The sequence below is a fragment of the Streptomyces litchfieldiae genome (assembly GCF_031845365.1).
Classification (GTDB): domain Bacteria; phylum Actinomycetota; class Actinomycetes; order Streptomycetales; family Streptomycetaceae; genus Streptomyces; species Streptomyces litchfieldiae.
In genome coordinates, this window is record NZ_JAVREL010000006.1 from 197,874 (window position 1) to 221,026 (window position 23,153).

The 23,153-nt window shown below is 73.2% G+C and carries 16 protein-coding genes; 7 read left to right on the plus strand and 9 right to left on the minus strand.

Annotated elements, in window-relative coordinates; translation table 11 throughout:
- Window positions 1–7 precede the first annotated feature (7 nt).
- Window positions 8–2,533 (plus strand): polysaccharide lyase family 8 super-sandwich domain-containing protein, encoded by a 2,526-nt coding sequence (locus RM590_RS13215; protein ID WP_311704701.1) that lies wholly within the window; start codon window positions 8–10, stop codon window positions 2,531–2,533.
- A 23-nt stretch (window positions 2,534–2,556) separates the two neighbouring features.
- Here the strand turns inward: RM590_RS13215 and RM590_RS13220 are convergent, their stop codons facing one another.
- Window positions 2,557–4,803: a catalase gene (locus tag RM590_RS13220; RefSeq protein WP_311704702.1), complete on the minus strand. Its 2,247-nt coding sequence runs from the start codon at window positions 4,801–4,803 to the stop codon at window positions 2,557–2,559.
- A gap of 172 nt (window positions 4,804–4,975) precedes the next feature.
- On the opposite strand from RM590_RS13220, the gene RM590_RS13225 reads away from it, so the two are divergent.
- Together RM590_RS13225 and RM590_RS13230 are read left to right on the plus strand one after the other, a co-directional pair.
- Window positions 4,976–6,160, plus strand: coding sequence for a cytochrome P450 (locus tag RM590_RS13225; RefSeq protein WP_311704703.1), 1,185 nt, complete (start codon window positions 4,976–4,978; stop codon window positions 6,158–6,160).
- A 49-nt stretch (window positions 6,161–6,209) separates the two neighbouring features.
- On the plus strand, window positions 6,210–6,551 hold the full coding sequence (locus RM590_RS13230) for a glyoxalase superfamily protein (RefSeq protein WP_311704704.1): 342 nt from the start codon (window positions 6,210–6,212) through the stop codon (window positions 6,549–6,551).
- Here RM590_RS13230 and RM590_RS13235 read toward each other — a convergent pair.
- The 4 genes from RM590_RS13235 to RM590_RS13250 form a co-directional block, all read right to left on the minus strand.
- Window positions 6,548–12,265: an SDR family NAD(P)-dependent oxidoreductase gene (locus RM590_RS13235; RefSeq protein WP_449657243.1), complete on the minus strand. Its 5,718-nt coding sequence runs from the start codon at window positions 12,263–12,265 to the stop codon at window positions 6,548–6,550. The two genes, RM590_RS13230 and RM590_RS13235, sit on opposite strands and share 4 nt — an antisense overlap.
- Before the next feature lie 283 nt (window positions 12,266–12,548).
- A complete protein-coding gene (locus RM590_RS13240; RefSeq protein ID WP_311704706.1) occupies window positions 12,549–12,959 on the minus strand; it encodes an SgcJ/EcaC family oxidoreductase in 411 nt (136 codons plus the stop codon).
- A 140-nt stretch (window positions 12,960–13,099) separates the two neighbouring features.
- Window positions 13,100–14,680, minus strand: a complete 1,581-nt coding sequence (locus RM590_RS13245; RefSeq protein WP_311704707.1) for a right-handed parallel beta-helix repeat-containing protein — start codon at window positions 14,678–14,680, stop codon at window positions 13,100–13,102.
- Window positions 14,681–15,065: 385 nt separating this feature from the next.
- Window positions 15,066–16,496: an MFS transporter gene (locus tag RM590_RS13250; protein WP_311704708.1), complete on the minus strand. Its 1,431-nt coding sequence runs from the start codon at window positions 16,494–16,496 to the stop codon at window positions 15,066–15,068.
- Window positions 16,497–16,659: 163 nt separating this feature from the next.
- Here RM590_RS13250 and RM590_RS13255 point away from each other — a divergent pair, with 163 nt between their 5' ends.
- The 3 genes from RM590_RS13255 (at window position 16,660) to RM590_RS13265 (ending at window position 19,618) form a co-directional block, all read left to right on the plus strand.
- Window positions 16,660–17,169, plus strand: a complete 510-nt coding sequence (locus RM590_RS13255; protein ID WP_311704709.1) for a MarR family winged helix-turn-helix transcriptional regulator — start codon at window positions 16,660–16,662, stop codon at window positions 17,167–17,169.
- A 396-nt stretch (window positions 17,170–17,565) separates the two neighbouring features.
- Window positions 17,566–18,306: a class I SAM-dependent methyltransferase gene (locus RM590_RS13260; protein WP_311704710.1), complete on the plus strand. Its 741-nt coding sequence runs from the start codon at window positions 17,566–17,568 to the stop codon at window positions 18,304–18,306.
- Window positions 18,307–18,400: 94 nt separating this feature from the next.
- A complete protein-coding gene (locus tag RM590_RS13265) occupies window positions 18,401–19,618 on the plus strand; it encodes a TerD family protein (protein WP_311704711.1) in 1,218 nt (405 codons plus the stop codon).
- Window positions 19,619–19,960: 342 nt separating this feature from the next.
- Here the strand turns inward: RM590_RS13265 and RM590_RS13270 are convergent, their stop codons facing one another.
- The gene (locus RM590_RS13270) at window positions 19,961–20,164 is read right to left on the minus strand and encodes a cold-shock protein (RefSeq protein ID WP_010040284.1); all 204 of its coding nucleotides are present in this window, start codon (window positions 20,162–20,164) and stop codon (window positions 19,961–19,963) included.
- Between the two features lie 370 nt (window positions 20,165–20,534).
- Window positions 20,535–21,044 (minus strand): ATP-binding protein, encoded by a 510-nt coding sequence (locus RM590_RS13275; RefSeq protein ID WP_311704712.1) that lies wholly within the window; start codon window positions 21,042–21,044, stop codon window positions 20,535–20,537.
- Window positions 21,045–21,077: 33 nt separating this feature from the next.
- Here RM590_RS13275 and RM590_RS13280 point away from each other — a divergent pair, with 33 nt between their 5' ends.
- A complete protein-coding gene (locus RM590_RS13280; protein WP_311704713.1) occupies window positions 21,078–21,260 on the plus strand; it encodes a hypothetical protein in 183 nt (60 codons plus the stop codon).
- Here RM590_RS13280 and RM590_RS13285 read toward each other — a convergent pair.
- Both RM590_RS13285 and RM590_RS13290 read right to left on the minus strand, forming a co-directional pair.
- Window positions 21,257–21,964 (minus strand): DUF2267 domain-containing protein, encoded by a 708-nt coding sequence (locus tag RM590_RS13285; protein ID WP_311704714.1) that lies wholly within the window; start codon window positions 21,962–21,964, stop codon window positions 21,257–21,259. The two genes, RM590_RS13280 and RM590_RS13285, sit on opposite strands and share 4 nt — an antisense overlap.
- The gene (locus tag RM590_RS13290; RefSeq protein ID WP_311704715.1) at window positions 21,961–23,088 is read right to left on the minus strand and encodes a baeRF2 domain-containing protein; all 1,128 of its coding nucleotides are present in this window, start codon (window positions 23,086–23,088) and stop codon (window positions 21,961–21,963) included. The genes RM590_RS13285 and RM590_RS13290 overlap by 4 nt, the downstream gene beginning before the upstream one ends.
- Between the last annotated feature and the right edge of the window lie 65 nt (window positions 23,089–23,153).

The following is a 23,153-nucleotide window of genomic DNA, read 5'->3' on the forward strand; positions in this document are numbered from 1 at the left end:
CGTCCCCGTGCGGATCTCGCGTCGCGCCCTCTTGTCGCTGTTCCCCACCGCCCCCCTGCTGGCGGCGGCCCTGCCCCCCGCCGGGGCGGCGGCCGCCGCCCCCGCCGGCCACGCCCGGCTGCTGGCCAACACCGTCGCGGTGTTCGCCGGTACCCCGGAGTCCAACGCCCGGCCCGAGGCCGCCGCCAAGCTGGCGGCCATCGACGCCACCGCCGGCACCCGGCTGGCCGCGCTGGACGGCGCCGGGCAGGGCGAGCTCTTCCGCGGCCTGCCGCTCGGCACCAGCGACAGCAACCTCAACGCGTCGTTCCAGTACCTCTACGAAATCGCCCTCGCGACACGCGCCTCCGGCGGCCCGGAGTCCGGCCTCCACGGCAACGCCACCGTCCGCCGGCGCGTCATCGACGGCCTGTCATGGCTCCACGACACGTACTACGGCGACCCGGCGCGGGGCTACTACGGCAACTGGTTCAACTGGGAGATAGGCATCTCCTCCCACGTCAGCAGGACCCTCGTCCTGCTCGCCGACGACCTCGCGGCCACCCGGCCCGACCTCGCCCCCACCTACGTCGCCACCATGGACGCCTACCTGCGCAACGGCGAGAACGGCGACGTCGACCTCGACTCACGCTTCCACACCGGCGCCAACCTCGCCGACATCACGATGAACCGGGTCCTCCAGGGAGCCGTCCTCGGCGACGACGCCCGCGTCCGCAAGGCCGTCGCCGACCAGTTGACCGTCTACCGGACCATCGACCCGTACCAGCTCCGGCACGGCGTCACCGACGGCTTCTACGCCGACGGATCCTTCATCCAGCACGCCTCGGTCGCCTACACCGGCTCCTACGGAACGGCGCTGCTCGCCCGCGTCGTCCAGACCCTCAAGATCTTCGAGGGCACCGACCACCTCCAGGACCGCGACCTCGCCGGCGTCGTCCGCGACTGGGTCGTCAACGGCTTCGCGCCGCTGATCTTCGAGGGCTGGATGATGGACATCGTCCGGGGCCGCGCGGTGTCCCGGACCACCACCGGCTACGCCGCGGCCGCCACCGTCGTCGAGGCCGTCACCGATCTCTCCGCCCACATGGCCGGCGCCGACGCCACCGCCCTCAAGGGCTACGTCAAGTTCCTGAAGGAGACCTCCGCCGCGGCCCCCGACCCGGCCGGTTTCGTCTCCCCGGTGACGGTCGTCCGCCACGCCGACATCCTGGCCGACGCCTCCGTCCCGGCGGCCGACCTCAACGCGGAGAGCCGCAACGTCGCGTTCAACGCCATGGACAAGACCGTCCACCGGCGTCCCGGCTACGCCTTCGCCCTGGCCCGCAGCTCCACCCGCGTCAGCAAGTACGAGTACATGAACGGCGAGAACCTCATGCCCTGGTTCCAGGGCGACGGGGCCCACTACCTCTACCTCTCCGGCCAGGACCAGACCCGCGCCTTCGGCGTCGACTACTACACGGCGGTCTCCCCCTACCGCCTCGCCGGCGTCACCGCCCCCGTCGAGACCCGGCGGACGATCCCCGAGCTGTACGGCACCCTCTGGTACGACAACCCCGAGGCCGGCTTCACCTCCTCCTCCGAGGCACAGAACACGTACGTCTACTTCCCGCGCGGCACCAACGCGTTCTCCGGCGGCGCCAGCCTCGGCGCGTACGGCGCGGCCGGGCTCGTCCAGGCCGACGACGCCGCCTACGCCGCGAAGCAGGCGGGCACCCTGCCCGACGACTTCGTCGCCTACCGCAACGCCGAGGCCACCAAGTCGTGGTTCATGTTCGACGACGAGATCGTCGTCCTCGCCGCCGGAGTCGGCGACCCGGCCGGCCGCGCGGTGGTGACGACGATCGACACCCGGATCGCCGACCCCTCCGACGACATCGACGTCACCGGCGAACTCCGCGACGGCACGGCCTGGTCGGGCACCGGCACCGCCCCCCTGGCCTGGCTGCGGTACGCCAACGCCGCCCAGGGCACGGCGGTCGGCTACGTCCTGCTGGACGGGCCCCGGCCCACCGTCGCCCTCGACACCGTGACCCGCAGCCGCCGCGTCGTCCGCGCCGCCAACCCCGACACGCCGGTCAGCAAGAAAGTGTTCTCCCTGTCCGTCGAACGGCCCGCCGCCGCGCTGGCCCACGCCCTCGTTCCCCACGCCACCGAGGAACGGCTGCGGACCTACGCCGACGGCCCGGTGTCCGTCCTGGCCAACGGCGTGCGCCTCCAGGCGGTGCGGCACACGGGCCTGGGCCTGACCGCCGCCAACACGTTCGCGCGCGGCACCCACCGCGCCGGACGCCTGGCGATCGACGGCCCGGCCTCGGTGCTCCTGCGCGAGTCGCGCGACGGCACCACCGACATCGCCGTCGCCGACCCGACGACGCTCCGGCACACCGTCTCGGTCACCCTGCGCGGCCGGACCCTGCGGGCCGACGCGGTGGACGACGGCGTCCGCGTCAGCCCGGTGCCCGGCGGCACCCGCGTGGACGTGGACACCTGGCACTCCTACGGCCGCAGCTTCACGGCGAGGCTGCGGCCCTGACCGCGACGCGCCGGGGCCGCCGCTCAGCCGCCGAGCCCCGCCCGGGCCGGGAAACGCTCCCACACCCGGTGCCCCGCCAGCAGGTTCACGACGCCCGCGACCACCGTGTCGACCGGGCCGTTCAGCAGCACACCGGGCGCGGACACGGGACAGCCGGCGGCGGCCAGCACCTCCTCGGCACCGGACCAGCCGCCAATGGGCTTCGCGTGCCGGAACGCCTCCCCGGCGAGCAGCGCGGCACGCGGATCCACCGTGCTCTCCGCCGGGTCGGCCACCCCCGCCTTGGCGTCCCGCGCCCCATAGGAGTCCGGCGCGGGCGCGAGCCGGCCCGCCAGCAGCAGGGCGTCGAACTCGACCGACCGGGCCGCGGCCAGGGTGCGCTGCACCACGATCGGCTCGCCGCCGCCGTCGCCGAGCGTGCCGCCGGCGGGGGCGACCACCAGCGGCACCATGCCGCCGGCCAGGATCTTCTCGCGTGCCGCGCGCACCCCGTCGAGGTCGCCCTTGTCGTCGGCGACGATCCCGATGATCCGGCCCGCGGCCGGCCACGTCCCGCCGACCTGGGACAGCGCGGGGCTCGCCGGTACCGACGGCAGCGGGCCGGAGGGCGCCGGCGCGGGCAGCCCCAGCCCCTCGGCGACCGCCTCGCACAACTCCCCGTCGATGTCCGCCAGAACGCCGAGCACCCGCTCCTTGACGGCGTTCTCGTAGCACTTGCCGAGCTCGAAGGTGTAGGCGGCGATGAGGTGTTCGCGCTCGACGGGAGACAGGCTCAGCCAGAACATGCGCGGCTGACTCGTATGGTCCAGGAACGACGCCGGCGCCCGCCGCTGCTTCGTCGCGGCGGGCACCGCGACCGGGGTCTCCAGATAGCCGCCGGCGCCCGCCCCCGCGGCGAACGGGCAGCCGCCGTCGAGGGAGTTGGGGCGGTAGGGCGCGACCCCCTCGTGAACGGCGGTCTGGTGCATGCCGTCGCGGTGCATGTCGTTGACCGGCACGTGCGGCCGGTTGATCGGCAACTGCGCGAAGTTGGGGCCGCCCAGCCGGCTGATCTGGGTGTCGAGGTAGGAGAAGAGCCGCCCGGCGAGCAGGGCGTCGTCGGTGAGGTCCACACCCGGCACCAGATGGCCGGGGTGGAAGGCGACCTGCTCGGTCTCGGCGAAGAAGTTGCTGGGGTTGGCGTTGAGGGTGAGCAGTCCGACGGGCTGCACCGGCGCCATCTCCTCCGGGACGATCTTGGTGGGATCCAGCAGATCGATGCCCTGGAAGGTCTGCTCCGGGGTGTCCGGGAACGTCTGGACGCCCAGCTCCCACTGCGGATGAGCACCCGCCTCGATCGCGTCGGCCAGGTCCCGGCGGTGGAAGTCGGGATCCACGCCGTTGATGATCTGGGCCTCCTCCCACACCAGGGAGTGCACGCCCGCCCGGGGCTTCCAGTGGAACTTCGCCAGCGTCGTGCCGCCGTCCGGGCCGACCAGCCGGAACGTGTGGACCCCGAAGCCCTCCATCATCCGGAAGGACCGCGGAATGCCGCGGTCGCTCATGAACATCATCGTGTGGAAGGTCGCCTCGGTGTGCAGGGACACGAAGTCCCAGAACGTGTCATGCGCGCTCTGGGCCTGCGGAATCTCCCGGTCCGGGTGCGGCTTGGCCGCGTGGACCACATCGGGGAACTTCACGGCGTCCTGGATGAAGAACACCGGGATGTTGTTCCCCACCAGGTCGAACACCCCCTCGCTCGTATAGAACTTGGTCGCGAACCCCCGCGTGTCCCGGACCGTGTCGGCCGAGCCGCGCGAGCCGACCACCGTGGAGAACCGCACGAAGACCGGCGTCTCCGCGTCCTTCGCCAGGAACGCCGCCCGGCAGATGTGGGAGGCCGTGCCATAGCCGGTGAACACCCCGTGCGCGCCCGCGCCCCGTGCGTGCACCACCCGCTCCGGAATGCGCTCGTGGTCGAAGTGGGTGATCTTCTCCCGCAGATGATGGTCCTGAAGCAGCACCGGCCCCCGGACACCCGCCTTGAGCGAGTGGTCGGTGTCCGGCAGCCGCAGCCCCTGCGCCGTGGTGTGGTGGGCGCCGCCCTGGGCCCGGGGGTGACGTGCCTCGTGCCAGTCCCGGCCGGTGGCCGAGACGTCGGCCGGCGCCGCCTGGTCCTCCTTGGGCGGCAGCGGCTCCCGGGGCTCGGTGGGCTCCTCCGGCGAAGGCGCCGCACTCGCCGGGCGCCCCGGAAGGTCGCGCGTCTGCCTGTCCTGCTGGTCCGGTGCCATCGTGGGTCCTCCGAAGGTGTCGAGGCGGGTCCGGGCGGGGATACGCAGCCCGGTGTGACCCCGCGCCCCGCCGCCGAAACAGCCTCGGGGCCGTCCGGCGGACAGACACACCCCCGCCGGGCTGACAGCGCCCGTCGTTCCGCCGGCCGCCGCGGCGCGGTACCGTCCCCCCGTGGTGTTCGACCCCAACGACCCGGCGTTCCTGTCCGACCCGTACCCGGTGTTCGCGGACCTGCGGCAGCGGGCGCCGGTGCACTGGCACGACAGCCTCGGGCTCGCGGTGGCGGTGTCGCACGCGGCGTGCTTCGAGGTGCTGCGCGACCGCTCGGCCGGCCGCATCTGGACGGACAAGACGCCCGTCTCGGCGTTCCCCGCGTTCAATCTGCTGCACCGCAACTCGCTGCTGGAGTCCGAGCCGCCCCGGCACACCCGGCTGCGCCGGCTGATCTCGGCGGCGTTCGGCCGCGGGCACACCGCCCGGCTCCGGCCGTGGATCCGTTCCGTGGCCGGCGAGATGGCCGACGGACTCGCCGCCGCCATCGCCGCCGACGAATCGGCCGATCTGCTCACGCACCTGGCCGCGCCGCTGCCCGTGGAGGTGATCGCGGAACTGCTCGGCGTTCCGGCGGCCGACCGGCCGCGGCTCCAGCCGTGGTCCAACTCCATTGTGAAGATGTACGAATACGGGCTGCCGCCGGAGGGCGCGGCGGTGGCCGAACGGGCGGCCGGCGAGTTCGTCGACTACCTGCGCGCCCTGGCCGCGGCCCGTTCCCGCGAGCCGGGCGACGACCTGATCAGCGACCTGGTGGCCGTGCGCGACGGCACCGACCGGCTCTCCGACGACGAACTGGTCGGCACCGCCGTGCTGTTGCTGATGGCCGGGCACGAGGCGACGGTGAACGTGATCGGCAACGGGGTGCTGGCGCTGCTGCGGCACCGCGAGCAGTGGGACCGGCTGGTGGCGGACCCGGCGCTGCTGCCGACCGCCGTCGAGGAACTGATCAGGTTCGACGCGCCACTTCAGCTCTTCGAACGCACCGCCACCGAGGCGACCTCCGTGGCGGGCCACGAGCTGGCGGCCGGGGACCGGATCGCGGCGCTCCTCGGCGCCGCCGCCCGCGACCCGGCCGTGTTCGACGAGCCCGACAGGCTGGACATCGGCCGCTCGCCGAACCCCCACCTCGGCTTCGGCGCGGGCATCCACTACTGCGTCGGCGCGCCCCTCGCCCGCGTGGAGATCGCCGCCGCGCTGGAGGCCCTGGTCACCCGGCTGCCCGGGCTGCGGCTGGCCGAAGAGCCGGTGCGGCGCGACGAGTTCGTGATCCGCGGCCTGCGGACGCTCCCCGTGACGGCCTGACGCGAGCCGGCCCCGGCGAATTGTCAGTGCCGTCTGGCACGCTGCCGTCATGAACGAAGAAGTGATTCCCATCCTCCGCGTCGACGACGCCGCCGCGGCGGCCGGCTGGTACCGGCGTCTGGGCTTTGTCACGCTGTGGGAGCACCGTTTCGAGCCGGGATTCCCCGCGTTCGTCGAGGTCGCCCGTGGGCAGGTGCGGCTGTTCCTGTCGGAGCACACCGGCGACGCCCGCCCGGACACGCTGGTGTATCTGCGCGTGGCCGATGTCGACGCGGTCGCCGCCGAGTTCGGGGTGCCGGTGCGGTCCGCTCCCTGGGCGCGGGAGACAGAGCTGCGCGATCCCGACGGCAACCGCCTGCGCGTGGGCACCCCCACGCCTGCCGGCGGCTAGGAGTGCGGGCCGAGTTCGGCCAGCCAGGTGTGCAGCGCGTGCGCGGTGGACTCGGCGTGTTCGTTCATCATCGTCTGGTGGTTGCCCGCGGCCTCCAGCGTCTCGTGCTCCACCTGCCAGGCCGTGGTCCAGCGCCCCTCGTCCGGGGACTGCTCGGCGGGGACCTGCGGCATGCGCTCGACGGCCCGGACGAGCACGACAGGCGCCTCCACCCTTTCGGGCTGCCAGCCCTCGAAGAGGTCGAGATACGCGCCCTGCGCGGTGACCTGGGCCTCCGTCATCAGCGCGTACGCCTGGTCGTTGACCGCGATGCCGCGGAGCTGCCCCTCGATGTGCTCCTCGGGTATCCCGTCCTTGGGGAACCATGTGTCGAGCAGCACCACGGCGCCGGGTGAGGCGCCGCGGGCCTCCAGCCGGGCTGCGACGGCGTGGGCCAGCCAACCGCCGGAGGAGTAGCCGGCCAGCGCGACAGGGGCGTCGGGGAAGTCGCGCAGGATCGCGTCGGCGTGCATCTCGATGACCAGATCGCTGGTGGCGGGCAGTAGTTCGTCGTCGCCGAAACCCGGGTGCGGGAGGGCGTGCACGTCCCGGAGGCCGTGCAGGTGCAGCGCCAGGCGGGCGAAGTTGTGCGGCCCGGAGGGGGCGACCATGGAGGGCAGGCAGACCAGCGCGGGCCCGGCCGGGCCGGTGGCCAGGCGCACCACTTCCTGGCGCTTGCCGAACTCCTCGGCGCTGTGGAAGACGGGCCGCAGCTTGGCGGCGGCCTGGAGCAGCCGGACGCCCTCGGCGAACTTGCCCATCTCGCACGCCTGGCGGTACAGGTCGCGGACGCCGAACGACGGCCGGTCCGGCCGCTCGTCCGCCGGGGGCCGGCTCGCGGCCCGCAGGGCCAGTTCGCCGATGTGCCGGGCCAGTTCGGCGGCGGTGGGGTGCTCGAAGACGACCGGGGTGGACAGCGTGAGGCCGGTGGCGGCGACCAGGCGCTTGCGGAGCTCCACGGAGGCCAGCGAGTCGAAGCCCAGCTCCAGGAAACGTCGTTCGGGGTCCACCTCGTCGGGCGAGGCGTGGCCCAGCACCGCGGCGGCCTCCTCGCGCACCAGGCCGAGCAGCCGGCGGGCGCGTTCCGCCTCGGGCAGGGCATCCAGGCCCGCGAGTCCCGGCCGTCGGCCGCCGTCCCCGCCGTCCGCGGCGGGTTCGTCGCCGGGCATCGGCTCCGGGCGCAGGTCGGCGAAGAGGCGGCCCGGGCGGGCGGCGGTGAACAGCGGCAGGAAGCGGTCCCAGTCCACGTCCGCCACGGTGATCGCGGTCTCGCCGGCGGCCACCGACTCCCACAGCAGGGCGCCCGCGGTGGCCGGGGCCAGCGGCGCCAGGCCGCGGCTGCGCAGGAAGTCGCGCAGCTCGGGCTCGGCGCCCATGCCGGCCTCGGCCCACGGGCCGAAGGAGACGGCGGTGGCCGGCAGGCCGCGGGCCCCGCGGTGGTGGGCGAGGGCGTCCAGGAAGGCGTTGCCCGCGCCGTAGGCCGCCTGGCCGCCGCTGCCCCACACCCCGGAGACCGAGGAGAGCAGGACGAACGCGTCCAGCCGGATGCCGCGTTCGGCCAGCAGCTCGTCCAGGTGCACGGCGCCGGCGACCTTTCCGGCGACGGTGTCGGCGAACTCGCCGGGCTCGACCTCGGTCAGCGGCGCGAGCCGGCCGCTGACACCGGCCGCGTGCACGACGGCGGTCAGCGGCTCCTCCTCGGGCAGGGCGTCGAGCAGCTCCGCCAGCCGGGCCCGGTCCGACACGTCGCAGGCGGCGATGGCGATCTGGATGCCCGAGCCGCTGAGCTCGGCGAGCAGTTCCTGCGCGCCCGGCGCGTTCACCCCGTGGCGGCTGGCGAGCACCAGCCGCCGCGCTCCGTTGGCGGCCAGCCAGCGGGCGGCCTCCGCGCCGAGTGCCCCGGTGCCGCCCGTGATCAGGACGGTGCCGCGCGGCCGCCAGGGCTCCCCGGCCGGCCGCGGCGCCGGGCCGGCCTCGACCAGCCGCGGCACCAGCAGTCCGGCGGGCCGGGCCGCGAACTGGTCCTCCCCGTCGGGCGCGGTGAGCGCCGCGCCGAACCAGGCCAGCGACTCGTCGTCGAGCTCGGCCGGGAAGTCGATCAGCCCGCCCCAGCCGCCGGGGCGTTCCAGCGCCACGGTGCGGCCCAGGCCCCACACCAGGACCTGCCGGGGATCGGGCGCGGCCGCGGCGTCGTCCGCGGGCACCGCGCCGCGCGTGGCGCACCACAGGGGCGCGGCGATGTCGAGGTCGGCCAGCGCCTGGGCGAGCGCGCAGGTGAGGAACAGGCCCCGGGGCAGCGCCCGGTGCTCGGGGTGCGCGGTGGTGTCGAGGGCGAGGAGCGAGAGCACGCCGCCGATGGCGCGGCCCTCGGCCAGCACGTGCTTCTCCAGGACCTCGGCCAGCCGGGCGCGGTCGGCGTCCTCGGCGGCCAGCGGCAGCCGCAGCACCTCGCCGCCGAGGCGTTCGACGACCCAGGAGACGCGGTTGACCAGTTCGTCGTCGGCGCCGGCGGGCGGGGTCAGCAGCGGCCAGACGCCGGTGAGCGCCCCGGTCGCCGTGGGCACCGTCTCCAGGGGCCGCCACTCGGTGCGGTAGCGCAGGGCGACGGGATCGGCCGGGCGGCGCGTGCGGCGCGCGGCGGCCGGCGCGGTGGCGGGGCGGTCGAGCCAGTAGCGCTTGCGCTGGAAGGCGTAGGTGGGCAGGTCGACGTGTGTCGCGCCGGAGCCCTCGTAGGGCGCGCGCAGGTCCAACGGGACGCCGTGCACATGCAGTTGGGCCAGCGCGGTGAGGAACGTGACGGTCTCCGGCCGCCCGGCGCGCGCGGCGGCGGCCATCACGACGGCGTCCGCGTCGGCGTCCTCCGGGAGACAGCCGGGGCCCATGGCGCTGAGCACGGCGTCGGGGCCCAGTTCGAGATAGGCGCCCGCGCCCTCCTGGTGCAGGCGGCGCATCCCGTCGAGGAACCGGACCGGCTCGCGGACCTGCCGCACCCAGTACTCGGGTGAGCACAACTCCCGCTCGCCGGCCGGCTCGCCGGTCAGCGTGGAGACGATCGGCAGGACCGGCGGCCGGTAGGTGACACGCCGGGCGGCGTCCCGGAACGCGTCCAGCATCTCGTCCATGTGCGGGGAGTGGAAGGCGTGACTGACGCCCAGCCGCCGGGTCTTGCGGCCGGCCGCCGCCCAGTCGGCGGCGATCCGCTCCACCTCGTCGGCGTCGCCGGCGATCACCGTGGCCCGCGGCCCGTTCACGGCGGCCACGGTGACCCGCCCCGCCGTCCCGGCCAGCGACTCACGCACCTCCTCCATACCGGCCTCCAGCGCGGCCATCGCGCCGCCGGACCGGCACGACTGCATCAACAGGCCACGCGCGGCGACGAGTTCACAGGCGTCGTCCAGGGACCAGACGCCGGCGACATGGGCGGCCGTCAGCTCCCCGATGGAGTGCCCGGCCAGCAGGTCGGGGGCCAGGCCCCAGGACTCACCGAGCCGGAACAGTGCCGTCTCATGGGCGAACAGCGCGGTCTGTGTATAGGCGGTGTGGTTCAGCAGCGCGGCGTCGGGGGAGCCCTCGGGCGCGAACATGACGTCCCGCAGCGGGCGTTCCAGGTGCGGGTCCATGCGCGCGCAGATCTCGTCCAGCGCGGCGGCGAACACCGGGTGCGCGGCGTGGAGTTCCCGTCCCATGCCCGGCCGCTGACTGCCCTGGCCGGTGAAGAGCACGGCCAGCCTGCCCCGGGGCCCGCCGTGCCGCAGCGCGGGCCGCACCGAGCCGCTGACCAGGCCCGAGGCCGAACGCCCGGCGGCCAGCGCGGCCAGGGCGCGGGACAGCCCCTCACGGTCGGCCGCGACGGCGACGGCACGGTGCTCGAAACGGGAGCGGCCGGCGAGGGTGAAGCCGACGTCCAGCGGCGTCAGTTCGGGCCGGGCGGCCAGCTCCGCGCCGATCCGTTCCGCCTGGTGGCGCAGCGCGTCCCCGGTGCGGGCGGAGAGCACCACGGGCACGGCCGCCGCGGCGGGCGGCTCGGCGGCGGGCGCCTCCTCCAGCACCACATGGGCGTTGGTGCCGCTGACGCCGAAGGCGGACACGGCCGCGCGGCGCGGGCGGCCCGAACGGGGCCACGGCACCGGGTCGGTGAGCAGCCGGACGTCGCCGGCCGACCAGTCGACGTGGGGGGAGGGCTCCCGGACGTGCAGGGTCCGGGGCAGCACCCCGTGCCGCATGGCCTCCACCATCTTGATGACCCCGGCGACGCCCGCCGCGGCCTGCGGGTGGCCGATGTTGGACTTGAGCGAGCCGAGGTACAGCGGGCGGCCGGCGGGCCGGTGCTGGCCGTAGGCGGCCATCAGGGCCTGCGCCTCTATCGGGTCGCCCAGCGCCGTGCCCGTGCCGTGCGCCTCGACGGCGTCCACATCGGCCGGCCCCAGCCCGGCGTTGGACAGCGCCTGGCGTATCAGCCGCTGCTGGGAGGGGCCGTTGGGCGCGGTCAGGCCGTTGCTCGCGCCGTCCTGGTTGATGGCGGTGCCGCGCACCACCGCCAGGATCCGGTGGCCATGGCGGCGGGCGTCGGAGAGCCGTTCGAGCAGGAGCATCCCGGCGCCCTCGGCCCAGCCGGTGCCGTCGGCGTCCGCCGAGAACGCCTTGCAGCGCCCGTCCGGCGCCAGACCGCGCTTCCTGCTGAACTCCAGCAGCATGCCCGGCGTGGACATCAGGGTGACGCCGCCGGCGAGCACCAGGTCGGCCTCGTCGGCGCGCAGCGCCTGCGCGGCCAGATGCATCGCGACCAGCGACGAGGAGCACTGGGTGTCGACGGTGAGGGCCGGCCCCTCGAAGCCGAACGTGTAGGCGACCCGGCCGGCCATGACGCCCAGGGCGTTCCCGGTGAGCATCTGCCCCTGGGCCTCCTCGGGCGCCTCGTGCCAGGCGGGTCCGTAGTCCTGGAGGGAGACGCCGGCGAAGACACCGGTCCGCGAGCCGCGCAGCGCGTGCGGGTCGATCCCGGCGCGCTCCATCGCCTCCCAGGAGACCTCCAGGAGGAGCCGCTGCTGGGGATCGAGGGCCTTGGCCTCCCGCGGGCTGATGCCGAAGAAGGCCGGGTCGAACTGGTCGATGCCCGGCAGGAAGCCGCCGTGCCGGGTGTAGGCGGTGCCGTGGCGCTCCGGGTCCGGGTCGTAGAGGGCGTCCAGATCCCAGCCGCGGTCGCCGGGAAGCCCGCCGATGGCGTCCCGGCCCTCGTCGACCAGCCGCCACAGGGCCTCGGGGGAGTCGGCGCCGCCGGGCAGCCGGCAGGCGGCGCCCACGATGACGATCGGCTCCCGCGCCGTTCTGGCCCCGGCCGGGACGGGCGTGGCCGGGGCCTCGGGCTCCGCCGCGGCGGGCGTGCCCAGCAGCCGGGACCGCAGATACGCGGCGACCGCCCCCGGGGTGGGGTGGTCGAAGAACAGCGTGGCGGGCAGGTTCAGGCCGGTCGCCTCGGCCAGCCCGTCGCGCAGCGCACCGGCCACCTCGCGGTACACGCCGAGCCGCCGCCAGGGCGCCGCCGGATCCAGCGTGGCCGTCTCCCCGCCACCGGTGGCCGCGGCCACCTGACTGGCTATCAGGGCGAGGAGCGCCTCCTGCCATGCCGAGTCCGGCAGGGCGGTGAGCCGATTGCTCCACATTTCCTCGGTGGCCAGCATGGCGAATTCCCCCCGGGAGGTTCGTGGCGGGCATGCAAATTCCTGCGCATAGCCGACGGTGAGGCTCAACTGCCCCTGTGACCTGCGGAGTTGCCACCCTAAGCGGAGGGGAACGAGGTTGTCGAATTAGCCGGTAAACAGCGCGTGAATTCCGTTGCGAAGAAGATTGCGGGTGTTCTGTGCGTAATCTCCGTAGAATTCCAAGAATTCCGCGAGGCGGCCACACCGGGTCCACAACCCCGCCCCGGGTCCGAGGGGAGCGCCGGTCGGTGGCCGCCCGCTACACGTCGATCACCTCGGTGTTCTGGCAGGCGACCAGGCGCCAGTGCCCGTCCTCCTTGGCCATCACGTAGAGCGGGCTGCCCGCGTTCCCGACCGGCTCGCCGTCGTGCGTCCAGTACCGCGCCCGGGCCTTGACGGCGGCGACATCGGGCCGGATGAACAACACGTACTCCACCTCGTAGGTGGCCGTGGAGTCCTTCATCGCGCCGGGGAGCACCCGGTGGGTGAAGGCCGAGATCTCCTCGCGGCCGAAGAGGCGCCGGCCATGCCCCGTGGTCCAGATGGCGTCGGCCCGGAAGAGGCCGACGAACTCGTCGGGGAGCTCGTTCTGCTGCGCGTGCTCCAGCGTGGCCACCACCTGCGTGATGGCCTCGATGTCGGTCTGGCGCGCACTTTCCGCTGTATCCATGCGGACGATCCTGGAACTTCAAGCTACCTTGAAGTCAAGTCGAGTCAACTCGGGCCGGGTTGAGCCGAGCCGAGCGACGGGTGAGGCTCCCGGCCGGCCGCCGGGAGCCTCACCGTGTCATGACCGCCGGAGGGGGCCGGTCAGAACCGCGCTCCCACGTCCGCGCCGTTGGCGGGTCGCAGGAAGGTGGACGACGGGATCGAGCCGTTCGCCTGCCGCGGGCCGGTGATCGTGCTCTGGTCGGTGCTGGTGAAGCTCCACGAGCCGCCGAGATCCCACGAGTTGCCGCTGCCGCCGGAGTTCGAACCCAGCGACACATTGGTGCCGTTGGAGACCGCGAGGTTCCTCGTCAGCGTGCCGTCCGCGTCGGCGTAGTCGAACCCGGTTCCGCCGTTGCGCCAGGCGGTGCAGTGATCGGCCACCAGCGCGCCCGGGTTGGCGTTGTCGATGAACCCGCCGGCGGAGTTGTCCCAGGCCATGCTGTTGCGGGTGACGTGCGCGGCCGGCAGGTCCTCGTCCCCGCCGCCCATCTTGAAGCCGTTGCCGTCGCCGGTGTAGTCGGGCAGGTTCCACCGGTTGTACCCGTTGCCCCAGGCCAGACTGTTCTCGATGGTCACCGGGGAGAGGAACTCCCAGGCGTCGAAGCCGTCGTCGGAGTTGTTCCACAGCCGCGCGCCGCGCACCACGTTGCCGGTGCCGGAGCCCTCCTTGATGGCCAGGCCGTCCGCGCTCTCCCCGTTTTTGCGCGGGTCGCGGTTGTTGTAACTGTCCAGGTTGAGGATCTGGTTGTTGCTCGACGCCCCCTGGAGGTGCAGCCCGCTCTCGTAGTTGTCCCTGGTGACGAGACGGTCGAAGACGTTGTGGCTGGTGTCCAGGCCGAAGATGCCGTACGGGCCGTTGATGATCTCCAGCCCGGTGATCCGCCAGTACTCGCCCTCGATGTGGATCGCGCCGCGCTCGGGGCGCGGGATGCTGCCGTCCACGGGCGCCGGCGTGTGCGGCATGTTCTCGCCGTCGACGACGGCCCGCTCACCGTTGTAGTTGCTGATGGCGATGGGCTGGCTCGCCGTACCGCTCTTGAGCAGCTGGATGTTGGTGCTCGGCGCGTAGGTGCCGCCCCTGAGGTAGATGGTGGTGCCCGGCTCGGCCAGGTCCACCGCGCGCTGGATCGTCAGCAGCGGCTCGGCGAGCGTGCCCGCGCTGCTGTCGTTGCCGTTGGTCGCCACATACAGCGCCGTGGCCAGCGGGCCGCCGTCCTGCGCCAGGTCCAGATAGTCGACGTTGGGCAGGCCGCCTGAGCCGGTCGGGCTGAAACGGATCGTGTTGCTGCCCGAGTTCACCTGGACCGTGAACGTCTTCGTGGTCCACGTCGCCCAGGACCCGGTCCCCTCGAACGACATCGACTGCACCGCCGAGCCGTTCACCACGACGTCCACCGGCCGGGCGGTCGTCGTCCCGTTGGCGAAGCGGACGGAGACCGTCGCGGTACCGGCCGTCGCCGCGTTCGCCGTGAACTGGGCCGCCGCGTTCACGGCGTTGGTGCCGTTGCAGAACCCGCTGCCGGAATAGCCGGCGTAGTTCGAGTCGATGGTGCCGGCGCAGGTCGCCGGCGCCGCCTCGGCCTCGTAGCGGGTCGTCGCGGCCGCCGCCGAGGCGGCGGGCAGCACGGCGGCGGCGCATGCCAGCAGGGCAGCGCACGCGATGAGGGGCTTCAGCTTCATCGCTCTTTGCTTCATCGTTCTCCTCCGTGGTCGTCCGTCGGTTCACGCGGTGGGGAGGTGACGCGAGGCAATGGCCGGCACGCCGACATTTCGGCGCGCCACTTGAGGGCCACCTGCCTGATGAATACCTGGTGCCGTCCCGGGCGCCAGGATTTGTGGAAAGCGCTTTCTGAAACGGGGAGATGGTAAGCGTTAGGGCATGCCCACGTCAATGACTTCTGGGAGTGCTTCCATGAAATTCGCGCCGAACTGCCCCCCAAGGCGAACCCGTTCGCTCGCTCCGCCAACGCGACCTTCGCGTCCGGACGGTCCGGCGAGACGGCACGCGGGCCCACGGCACGTCGACCGTGGGCCCGCCGGCTCCTCGTGATCGATCAGGCCGTCGTCACGACCGGTACCGAAGGCCGTGGACCGCGGCGACGATCGCGGTCACCCCGGCCGCGACGCCGGCGAGGACGAAGCAGAGGACGTAGCCGTCCACCGTCGGCACCGAGGTGTTCCCGATGACGCTGGACGCGAGGATCGCCGACGTCGCCGCGCTGGCCACACTGCCGCCGGCCGTGCGGACCAGCGAGTTGATGCCGCTGGCGATGCCGCTCTGGTCCATCGGCACATGCTGCACCGCGAGCGTGCCGAGCGCCGCGTAGGCGATGCCGATGCCCACGCCCTGGACGCCGCTGAAGATCATCACGTCGGCCGCGCTGTCGTGGTTCAACGCCAGCCAGACGTAGGCGAGTCCGGCGACGGCCGATCCGGTGGCCAGGGTCCACGCCGCGCCAAGCCGCGCCTCGAACCGGCCGGCCAGGGCGGAGAACACCAGCATGGTGACCGTGCTCGGCAGCATGAACAGGCCGACGTCCAGCACCGAGCCGCTCAGGCCGTAGCCGACCTGGTCCTCGGGGGTCTGGATGAAGTTGGAGACCAGGGTGAACGCCGCGAACATCGCGAAGCCGAGCAGCAGCGACGCCATGTTGGCCGTCAGCGACTTCGGCCCCACCAGCAGGCGCAGCCGGACCAGGGGCTCGCGCACGTGCGTCTCGACGGCGACCCACAGCGCGCACAGGAGCACCGCCGCCGCGAACAGGCCGACGATCCGCGCGTCGCCCCAGCCCCACGCGTTGCCCTGGCTGACGGCCAGCAGCAGGCTGACCAGCCAGGCCGCCAGAACGAGGGCGCCGACGAGGTCGGGCCGGCCGCCGGTGCGCTTGCCCGCCTCCGTGGTGAACATGAGGACGAAGACCAGGCCCAGCGCGGCCATCGCGGCCGAGATCCAGAACACCGGGTGGTGGGTGTCGGTGCGGTCGGCGATGACTCCGGTGACCAGCATGCCGAGGGCGCCGCCCACGCCCATGGTGGCGCTGACCACACCGATCGCGGTGGTGACCCGCTCGCGCGGGAACGTGTCCCGGATCATGCCGATGGCCAGCGGGATCACCGCGGCCGCCGCGCCCTGGAGCGCGCGGCCCACGATCATCAGGGTGAGCGAGTCGGCGAGCGCGCATATCACCGAGCCGGCGACCAGCAGCGCCATCGTGGCCGTGATCATCTTTTTCTTGCCGTACATGTCGCCGAACCGGGACAGCAGCGGCGTGGCGACGGCTCCGGCCAGCAGCGTGGCGGTGAACACCCACGCGACCGAGGACACCGAGGTGTCGAAGGTCTGCATCAGCCGGGGGAGCAGCGGCAGGACCAGCGTCTGCTGGAGGGAGACGACCAGGCCGGCGATGCCCAGCGCCAGCAGGGTGAGACCCGGCCTGGCCGCCGTGCGCGGACCGGCGGGTCCTTGTCCGGCCACCAGGGTGGTGGTGTCTGTCATGAAGAACTCCTGCGGTTCTGCGGGGACGGTCCGGCCGGCCACGCGCGCGGCGGACCCACGCTTTGCTTACTTGAGTCAGGCAAGCAATTCAACGAGATTACTTGAGTCAAGCAAGCGAATGCAAGTTGCTTGAGTCAGGCAATCACCCTGGTAGGGTGGAAGCATGTCCACATCGCTGCCAGAAGCCGCCGCCGTCTCGGCGGACGTGACAGAGATCGAGCGGGCCCTCAGTCGTGTCGCCTATCTGGCGAGCCGGGCCCGGCAGCACGAGCGGCTGATGGCCTCGGCCGGTGTGCCGCTGGATCGCGCCGCCGTGGTGCTCCTGCGGCAGATCGCCGAGTCCGAGTCCCTGCGCCCCGGTGAGCTCGCGGTCCGGCTCGGCGTGGAGGCGTCGCACATTACCCGGCAGGTGCAGCGGCTCCAGAGGGCCGGCTATGTCACCCGCGTCCCGGATCCGGAGGACCGGCGCGCCCAGCGCATCGAGCTCACGCCGTCCGGCCGGGAGGCGATCGACCGCGTCCGCGAGGCGAGCCGCCGCGGGATGCAGGCGGCCCTGTCGGACTGGTCGCCGGAGGAGTTGCGGCAGTTGGCCACGCTGTTCCACCGGATGGTCGACGACTTCCTCGCCTACGCCGCCGAGAGTGACGGCGCGGGCGACCGGCACCCGGCCTGACGCGTGGGCGCCGCGGCGGCCCGCCCCGGGTTCCGGTCGCGAAAACGCGTCGGTGCTTCTCGTCGCCGATTCCGCGTCAAAGTCCACACGGTGAGCGCTATGTTCCACACCTTTTCTGTTTGTCTGACGCCGCGCCGATACGGCGGCTGATTGGGGAAAGCGCTTTCTCTCGGCGCCAGCAAGTCGATTCGCGCACCGGGCTGGTGCGCCTTCCCGCGCGGCGCGGGCATTTCTCACCCGTCGGCGCCCAGGACCTGTTCCACGGCGCGGCCGGCGCGCCGGACCGGCGCGTGGCGGGCCGGGCGCGGGGCCTACGATCTTGGGCTGGGCGCCCGGTTCGTCGTCGGCGGCGTCCGGGAACGGGAGCGTCGGCCGGCGACGGGAGAGCAGGACGGCATGACCATTCCCCACGCGGCCGCGCGGCTGTACGGTGACCTCGCCCGCTGGTGGCCGCTGATCTCCCCGGTCGACGTGTACGAGGGGGACGCGGGGATCGCCACCGAGCTGTTCGGTCTGGCCGAGCATCCCGTGCGCGACGTGCTCGAACTGGGCAGCGGTGGCGGGCACACCGCCTACCACCTGCGGTCGCGGTACGCCATGACGCTCGTCGACCTCTCGCCGGAGATGCTCGCCGTGTCCCGCGAGCTCAACCCGAACGTCGAGCACCTGCCGGGCGACATGCGCGACGTGCGGCTCGGCCGCACGTTCGACGCGGTGCTGGTGCACGACGCGATCGACTACATGACCACCGCTCAGGACCTGTCCGCCGCCTTCCGCACGGCCTTCACGCACTGCCGTCCGGGCGGCGTCGCGGTGTTCTTCCCCGACCACGTCGCCGACACGTTCGAACCGGTCACCGACTGCGGCGGCAGCGACGCGAACGACGGCAGCGGAGTCCGTTACCTGGAATGGAGCCTGCCGCCGGAGCCGGGCGCGACGACGGTGCGCACGGAATACACGTTCACCCTCCGGGAGTCCGACGGGAGCATCCGGACCGTGCACGAGACGCACCTCACCGGCCTGTTCCCGGTCGCCGACTGGGAACGGCTGCTCGGCGCGGCCGGGTTCCGGGTCTCCACGGTGCGGGAGAGCGGCGGACACGACCGCACCCTGTTCCTGGGGCAGCGGCCCGCCTGAGCCACCACGGCGATTCGCGGACCCCGACTTCCGTCCCAGCCCTGGACAGACGCACACTGAGGAGTCATCTCGGAACGAAATCGTGGGGCGGATCATGGCAGCGAATGGCGGGGAGCTGAGCAAGGGCGGCAACAGAGCACTTGCCGGGGACCGGGTGAGCGTGGAGGTGACCACGTCGGCGGGCATCGACGTGTCGGCACTGCTGCTCACCTCGGAGGGCAAGGTGCGCGGCGACAGCGACCTGGTCTTCTTCAACCACCCTGAGCAGGACGGCGTTCGGGTCGACGGGCGCAGCGTCCACGTCGATCTCGCGCGCGTCCCGGCCGAGGTGGCCAGCGTGGCGTGCGTGGCGAGCATCGATGTGGCCGAGCCCGGCGCGGCGTTCGACGCGGGCTCCACACCGCGCGTGACGGTGTCCTGCGAGGGGACGGATCTCACGTTCGCGCCACCGCCGTTGACCGGCGGGGAGACGGTGCTGCTGCTGGTCGAGTTCTACCGCCGCGCCGACGCGTGGAAGGTGCGGGCCCTGGGGCAGGGCTACGCGACCGGACTCGCCGGTCTGGCAACGGACTTCGGGATCGTGGTCGACGACGCGGAGGAGGAGCCCGCGGTGGCGGCCATGCCGGAGGCGGCCGTGCCGTCAGCGCCGCCCGCCGGGGCGCTGGGCAAGATCGAGCTGACCAAGTCCGGCGCGGCGACGATCAGTCTCAACAAGGGCGACCCCGAGCTGGTGGTCACCGCCGCCCTGGAGTGGGACGGCGGCAGCCGCGGCGACGACGCCGCGGACCTCGACCTGTACGCGTTGTTCGTCCCGGCGCACGCCGTGCGGCCCCCGCTCACCGGCAAGGAGCGCAAGGCCGCGGACGCGGCCAGCCAGGAAACGCCCAAGGCCGGTGCCGTCTACTGGAACAATCTCGGCGATCTGCGCCAGGCGCCCCATCTCATGCTGGACGGCGACGCCCGGGTGCCCGGCCGCGAGGTGGTGCGCATCCAGCGCCCCGACCAGCACGGCTTCGTCCTGATCTGCGCCTACAGCGCGGTGGAGAACGGGACGGGAAGCTTCCGGAGCTTCGGGGCGAAGGCGGTCGTCAGCGACGGCCGCGGCTCCACCGTCACGGTGCCGCTGTACTCCGACAACGACAACGCCTACTGGGTGGCCATCGCCCTGGCCGACTTCACCGTCCCCGAGGGGGTGCGGATCAGCCAGGTGGAGAAGTACAGCAAGCGCCACTCCGAGAACCGTCCGATGCTCTACGCCGACGGCGTGTTCGAGATGGACCGCGGTCCGGTGGAGTTCAAGGACTGGGACTAGGGTCCGTCTTCAAAGGGGGCGTCCGTCCGCCCGCGTCGTCTGGTGCGTGCGATCGCAAGGCGCCGGATCGCCACTCGTACGGATGGGGGCACCTCCCAGCCGCCGGGCTGGGGGACGTACTCGCGCGATTCGGCTGGGGGCACCTCCCAGCGTTAGCTGGGGGAGCAGCGAGTGTGCGTGCCTGGGGGTACCTCCCGCTTGCGGGGGAGCGGCGTGGGCAGGGCGGCCTCTTTGAAGACGGGCCCTAGCGGCGCGGTGCGGTGGCGGCCATGCCCCGGGCCGCGCCGCGCCCGTGCGAGCCGGGCACCCGGTCGGTGAACCGGGTGCCGGTACGGGCGGCGGTCAGGCCGGGCGGATGTTCTCCGCCTGCGGGCCCTTCTGGCCCTGCGTCACGTCGAACTCGACCTTCTGGCCTTCCTGCAACTCGCGGTATCCCTGCGCCGCGATGTTGGAGTAGTGGGCGAAGACGTCCGGCCCGCCGCCCTCCTGCTCGATGAACCCGAAGCCCTTCTCACTGTTGAACCACTTCACAGTGCCCTTGGCCATGCTCTTCTCCTTCGAGGGAAGCGGACCCGCACCGTGCGGGTCCGGGAGGTGATCGCCCTGGTCCGGAGAGGCGCTGAACAGCAAGAGCGCTCATGACGTGGTCACGGCGCACAGAACTTCGGAACCACGACTGCTGTGCCACGACGCTACACCGGCCCCCGCACCCCGGCCACCGACGCGGCCGATCATCGACGCCCCGGCGAGGGCGGGTTCGGCCCGCCGTCCCCGGACGTCCTGGGCCCGCAAGCGAGACCCCGCATGCGCTCGAACGGGCGCCCGGAACCCGAAGAGCTCTGTCGCGCCGGGAAATCGACGTGTGCGAACTCCCCCTTCCGGGTGAACGGCGCAATGTGTCGGTCAGGGGCGTCCCTCAATGCCGGACGTCCGCGACCGGCCGCACCGTGAAGCCGCCGAGGCCGTCGAACCGCACCTCGCGCACCGCGTCGAAGCCGTCCGCCTCGCTCGGCCTGCGGAGGTTCCGGAACGTGGCGTACACGCCCACGTCGGGCACCCGCCGGCGGCCCTCCCGCAGCGCGTTGCGCCGCAACGTCCCGGGCAGGTCCGGCGGGAACCAGTACGCCACGACCCGCGCCCCGTACGCCCGGCCCGCGGCGATCAGCGGCCGCCACTCGTCCGGGCCCGGATTCGTGTTGTCCACTACGACCGACCGTCCCTCGGCCAGCGCCTGTGTGATCAGCCGCATCTGCTGTCGCTGTCGCGGCCGGGCCCGGGGGAACAGGTCCTTGCTGACCAGGACATGGGTGCCGGAGAACGCCTGGGCGCAGAACGTCGACTTGCCCGACGCCTGGAGTCCCACGAGCACCACCAGCTCCGGCCGTGGGGCCGGCGAGTCGAGAGGGGCGCCGGGGTACTCGCTCACGCGACCGGGCCGAGGATGAGAGGAGCACTGGCCATGACCGTTCCCGAGGAGAACCGCCGGAAGAGCAAGAAGACGGACGACACCGTCACGCGCCCCGACCGTTTCCGGGAGGCGCGCGAGAAGGACCGGACCGAGGCGCCGGAGAGCACCACGATGCCCGAGGCGCTGGACGAGGCCGATGTCACCCCGGACGACTTCGAGGGCGAGTCCCGCTAGCCGCCCGACCCGAACCCGCTGACCGTCGCGTCGATCGCGTCGGCCAGCAGCAGGTCGGCCTCCGTGACCGCGTCCACCGAACCGGTGTACAGGATGAAGGTGATCTCGTCCTCGCCGATGCGGTGGCCGAAGCTCTGCTCCATGTCGCGCGTGTCCTGCCGCACGCGGCGCAGCAGCGGTTCGACGCGGACCGACGGCAGGCCCACCGTCCGCTCCAGCCGCCGCGTGGTCCCGGTCCAGGCCGGCCGCGCGCGCAGCGCCGCCGTCAGCTCCTCCTCGGTCAGGGGAGCGGGGGAGGGAGTGCCGGGGTGCCGCCGCGCCGGGTCGCCTTCGGACGGGGCGAACAGCTCGGAGATGTCGGGCGGCAGGTCCCGGCTGATGTCGTCGGCCAGTTGGGGGTCGGCGGCGCGGATCGAGGACAGCACTGCCCGGGCCAGATAGCGGGCCCGCTCGGGCGGGGCGCTCAGGTGCTGGCCGATGTCGCGGACGAAGTCCGGCGCCCCGTCCCCCCGCGCGGGAACGATGGCGTAGGCCGCGTCGCCCTCTGGGGCGGGCAGCGCCTGCCGCAGGCGCTGCCGCCGCGGCATGTCCAGGCGGACGCTGAGGTCGGCGAGGACGACTCTGGCCACCCGGGCGGCCTCGTCGGCGGCGCCCAGGCCGGCCTCGTCGGCGACGGTCTCCACGAGTCGTTCGTGGGTGATCACGGCGCTCTCTCCTCTCGGGGTTCGGTGTAGCGCAGCAGGACGCCGAGTCGGCCGTCCATCGTGAACTTCTCCTCGGGTACGACGACCAGTTCCGCCCCGGTGCGGGCGGCGGCGCGGAGCAGCGCGGCGCCGGCGGTCCGCTCCTCGGCGGAGCGGACCCCGAACTGCGCGAGCTCCGCGGCCGCCAGCCCGATCTCGGTCGGCTCCGCGCCGATCCACAGCCGCACCGTCAGATCCGCGGAGGGGTTGACCAGCAGCGCCCGCGCCTGGGCCCGCTGCAACGCGCCGACGGTGGCGACGATCCCTTCCGACTCGCCGGGGGCGCGGGCGCGTTGCGCGAGGAACAGGTCCGTCTGCGTCGCGTCCCGTGCGCTCAGCCGGTCCCGGAACCGGGCGCTCAGCCGCCGTTCCAGCAGGGCCTGGCCCGGGTCGGTGGCCTCCTCGTCGGTGCCCTCGGTCCCGGGGTCCAGCGCGATGACGTGCGGGCGCAGCGCGGCGGGGAGCTGATTGACCAGGATCCCGCGTTCCTCCACGGGTCCGCACACGACGACCACGTCGGGCGGTGGGTGTCCGGCGGACCGGTCGGCGAGGTCGTCGACGACCTGGGACGCGCCCTCCCGCCAGGTCTGGGGCGGGAAGAACCGGCGGACGCGCGGGCCCGGTGTCACCCTGCTGGTCGGCCAGCGGCCGATCTCCAGCTCCACGTGCAGCTCGCCGGGCCCGGCGGCGATCTCCTCCGGGCCCGGCCGCTGAATGACGACGGCCGCGTACGGGATGTCGGGGGCGCGCTGGAAGACCAGTGGCATCGCCTCGGGCAGCGGGCCGAACCGGGCCACCTCGCGGGCCGGCGGCTCGGGCAGTTCCGCCACGAGCAGGAGCCGGCCCCGCGCGGCGAACAGCGCCTGGCCGTGCCGCCCGGGCCGGGCCGCGTCGCCGCCCATCGCCTCGGCCAGGGCCTGAATGGTCGCGGCGTCGGCTCCCTGGCCGGTGAGATCGTCGCGCACGTGCCGCCAGCGCAGCTCGATCGCCTTCTCCGGATCGCCGATGTCGCCGGAGGTGTCCAGATAGACCGAGGCGTACGGGCCGGGGCTCGCGTACAACGGATCAAGGAAGGAAAGCTTCACGAACGGTCCCGGTGCTCCTGTGTCGGGGTCGGTCGGTGCCGGTCCTGCGAGCGAGTTCCCGGTGC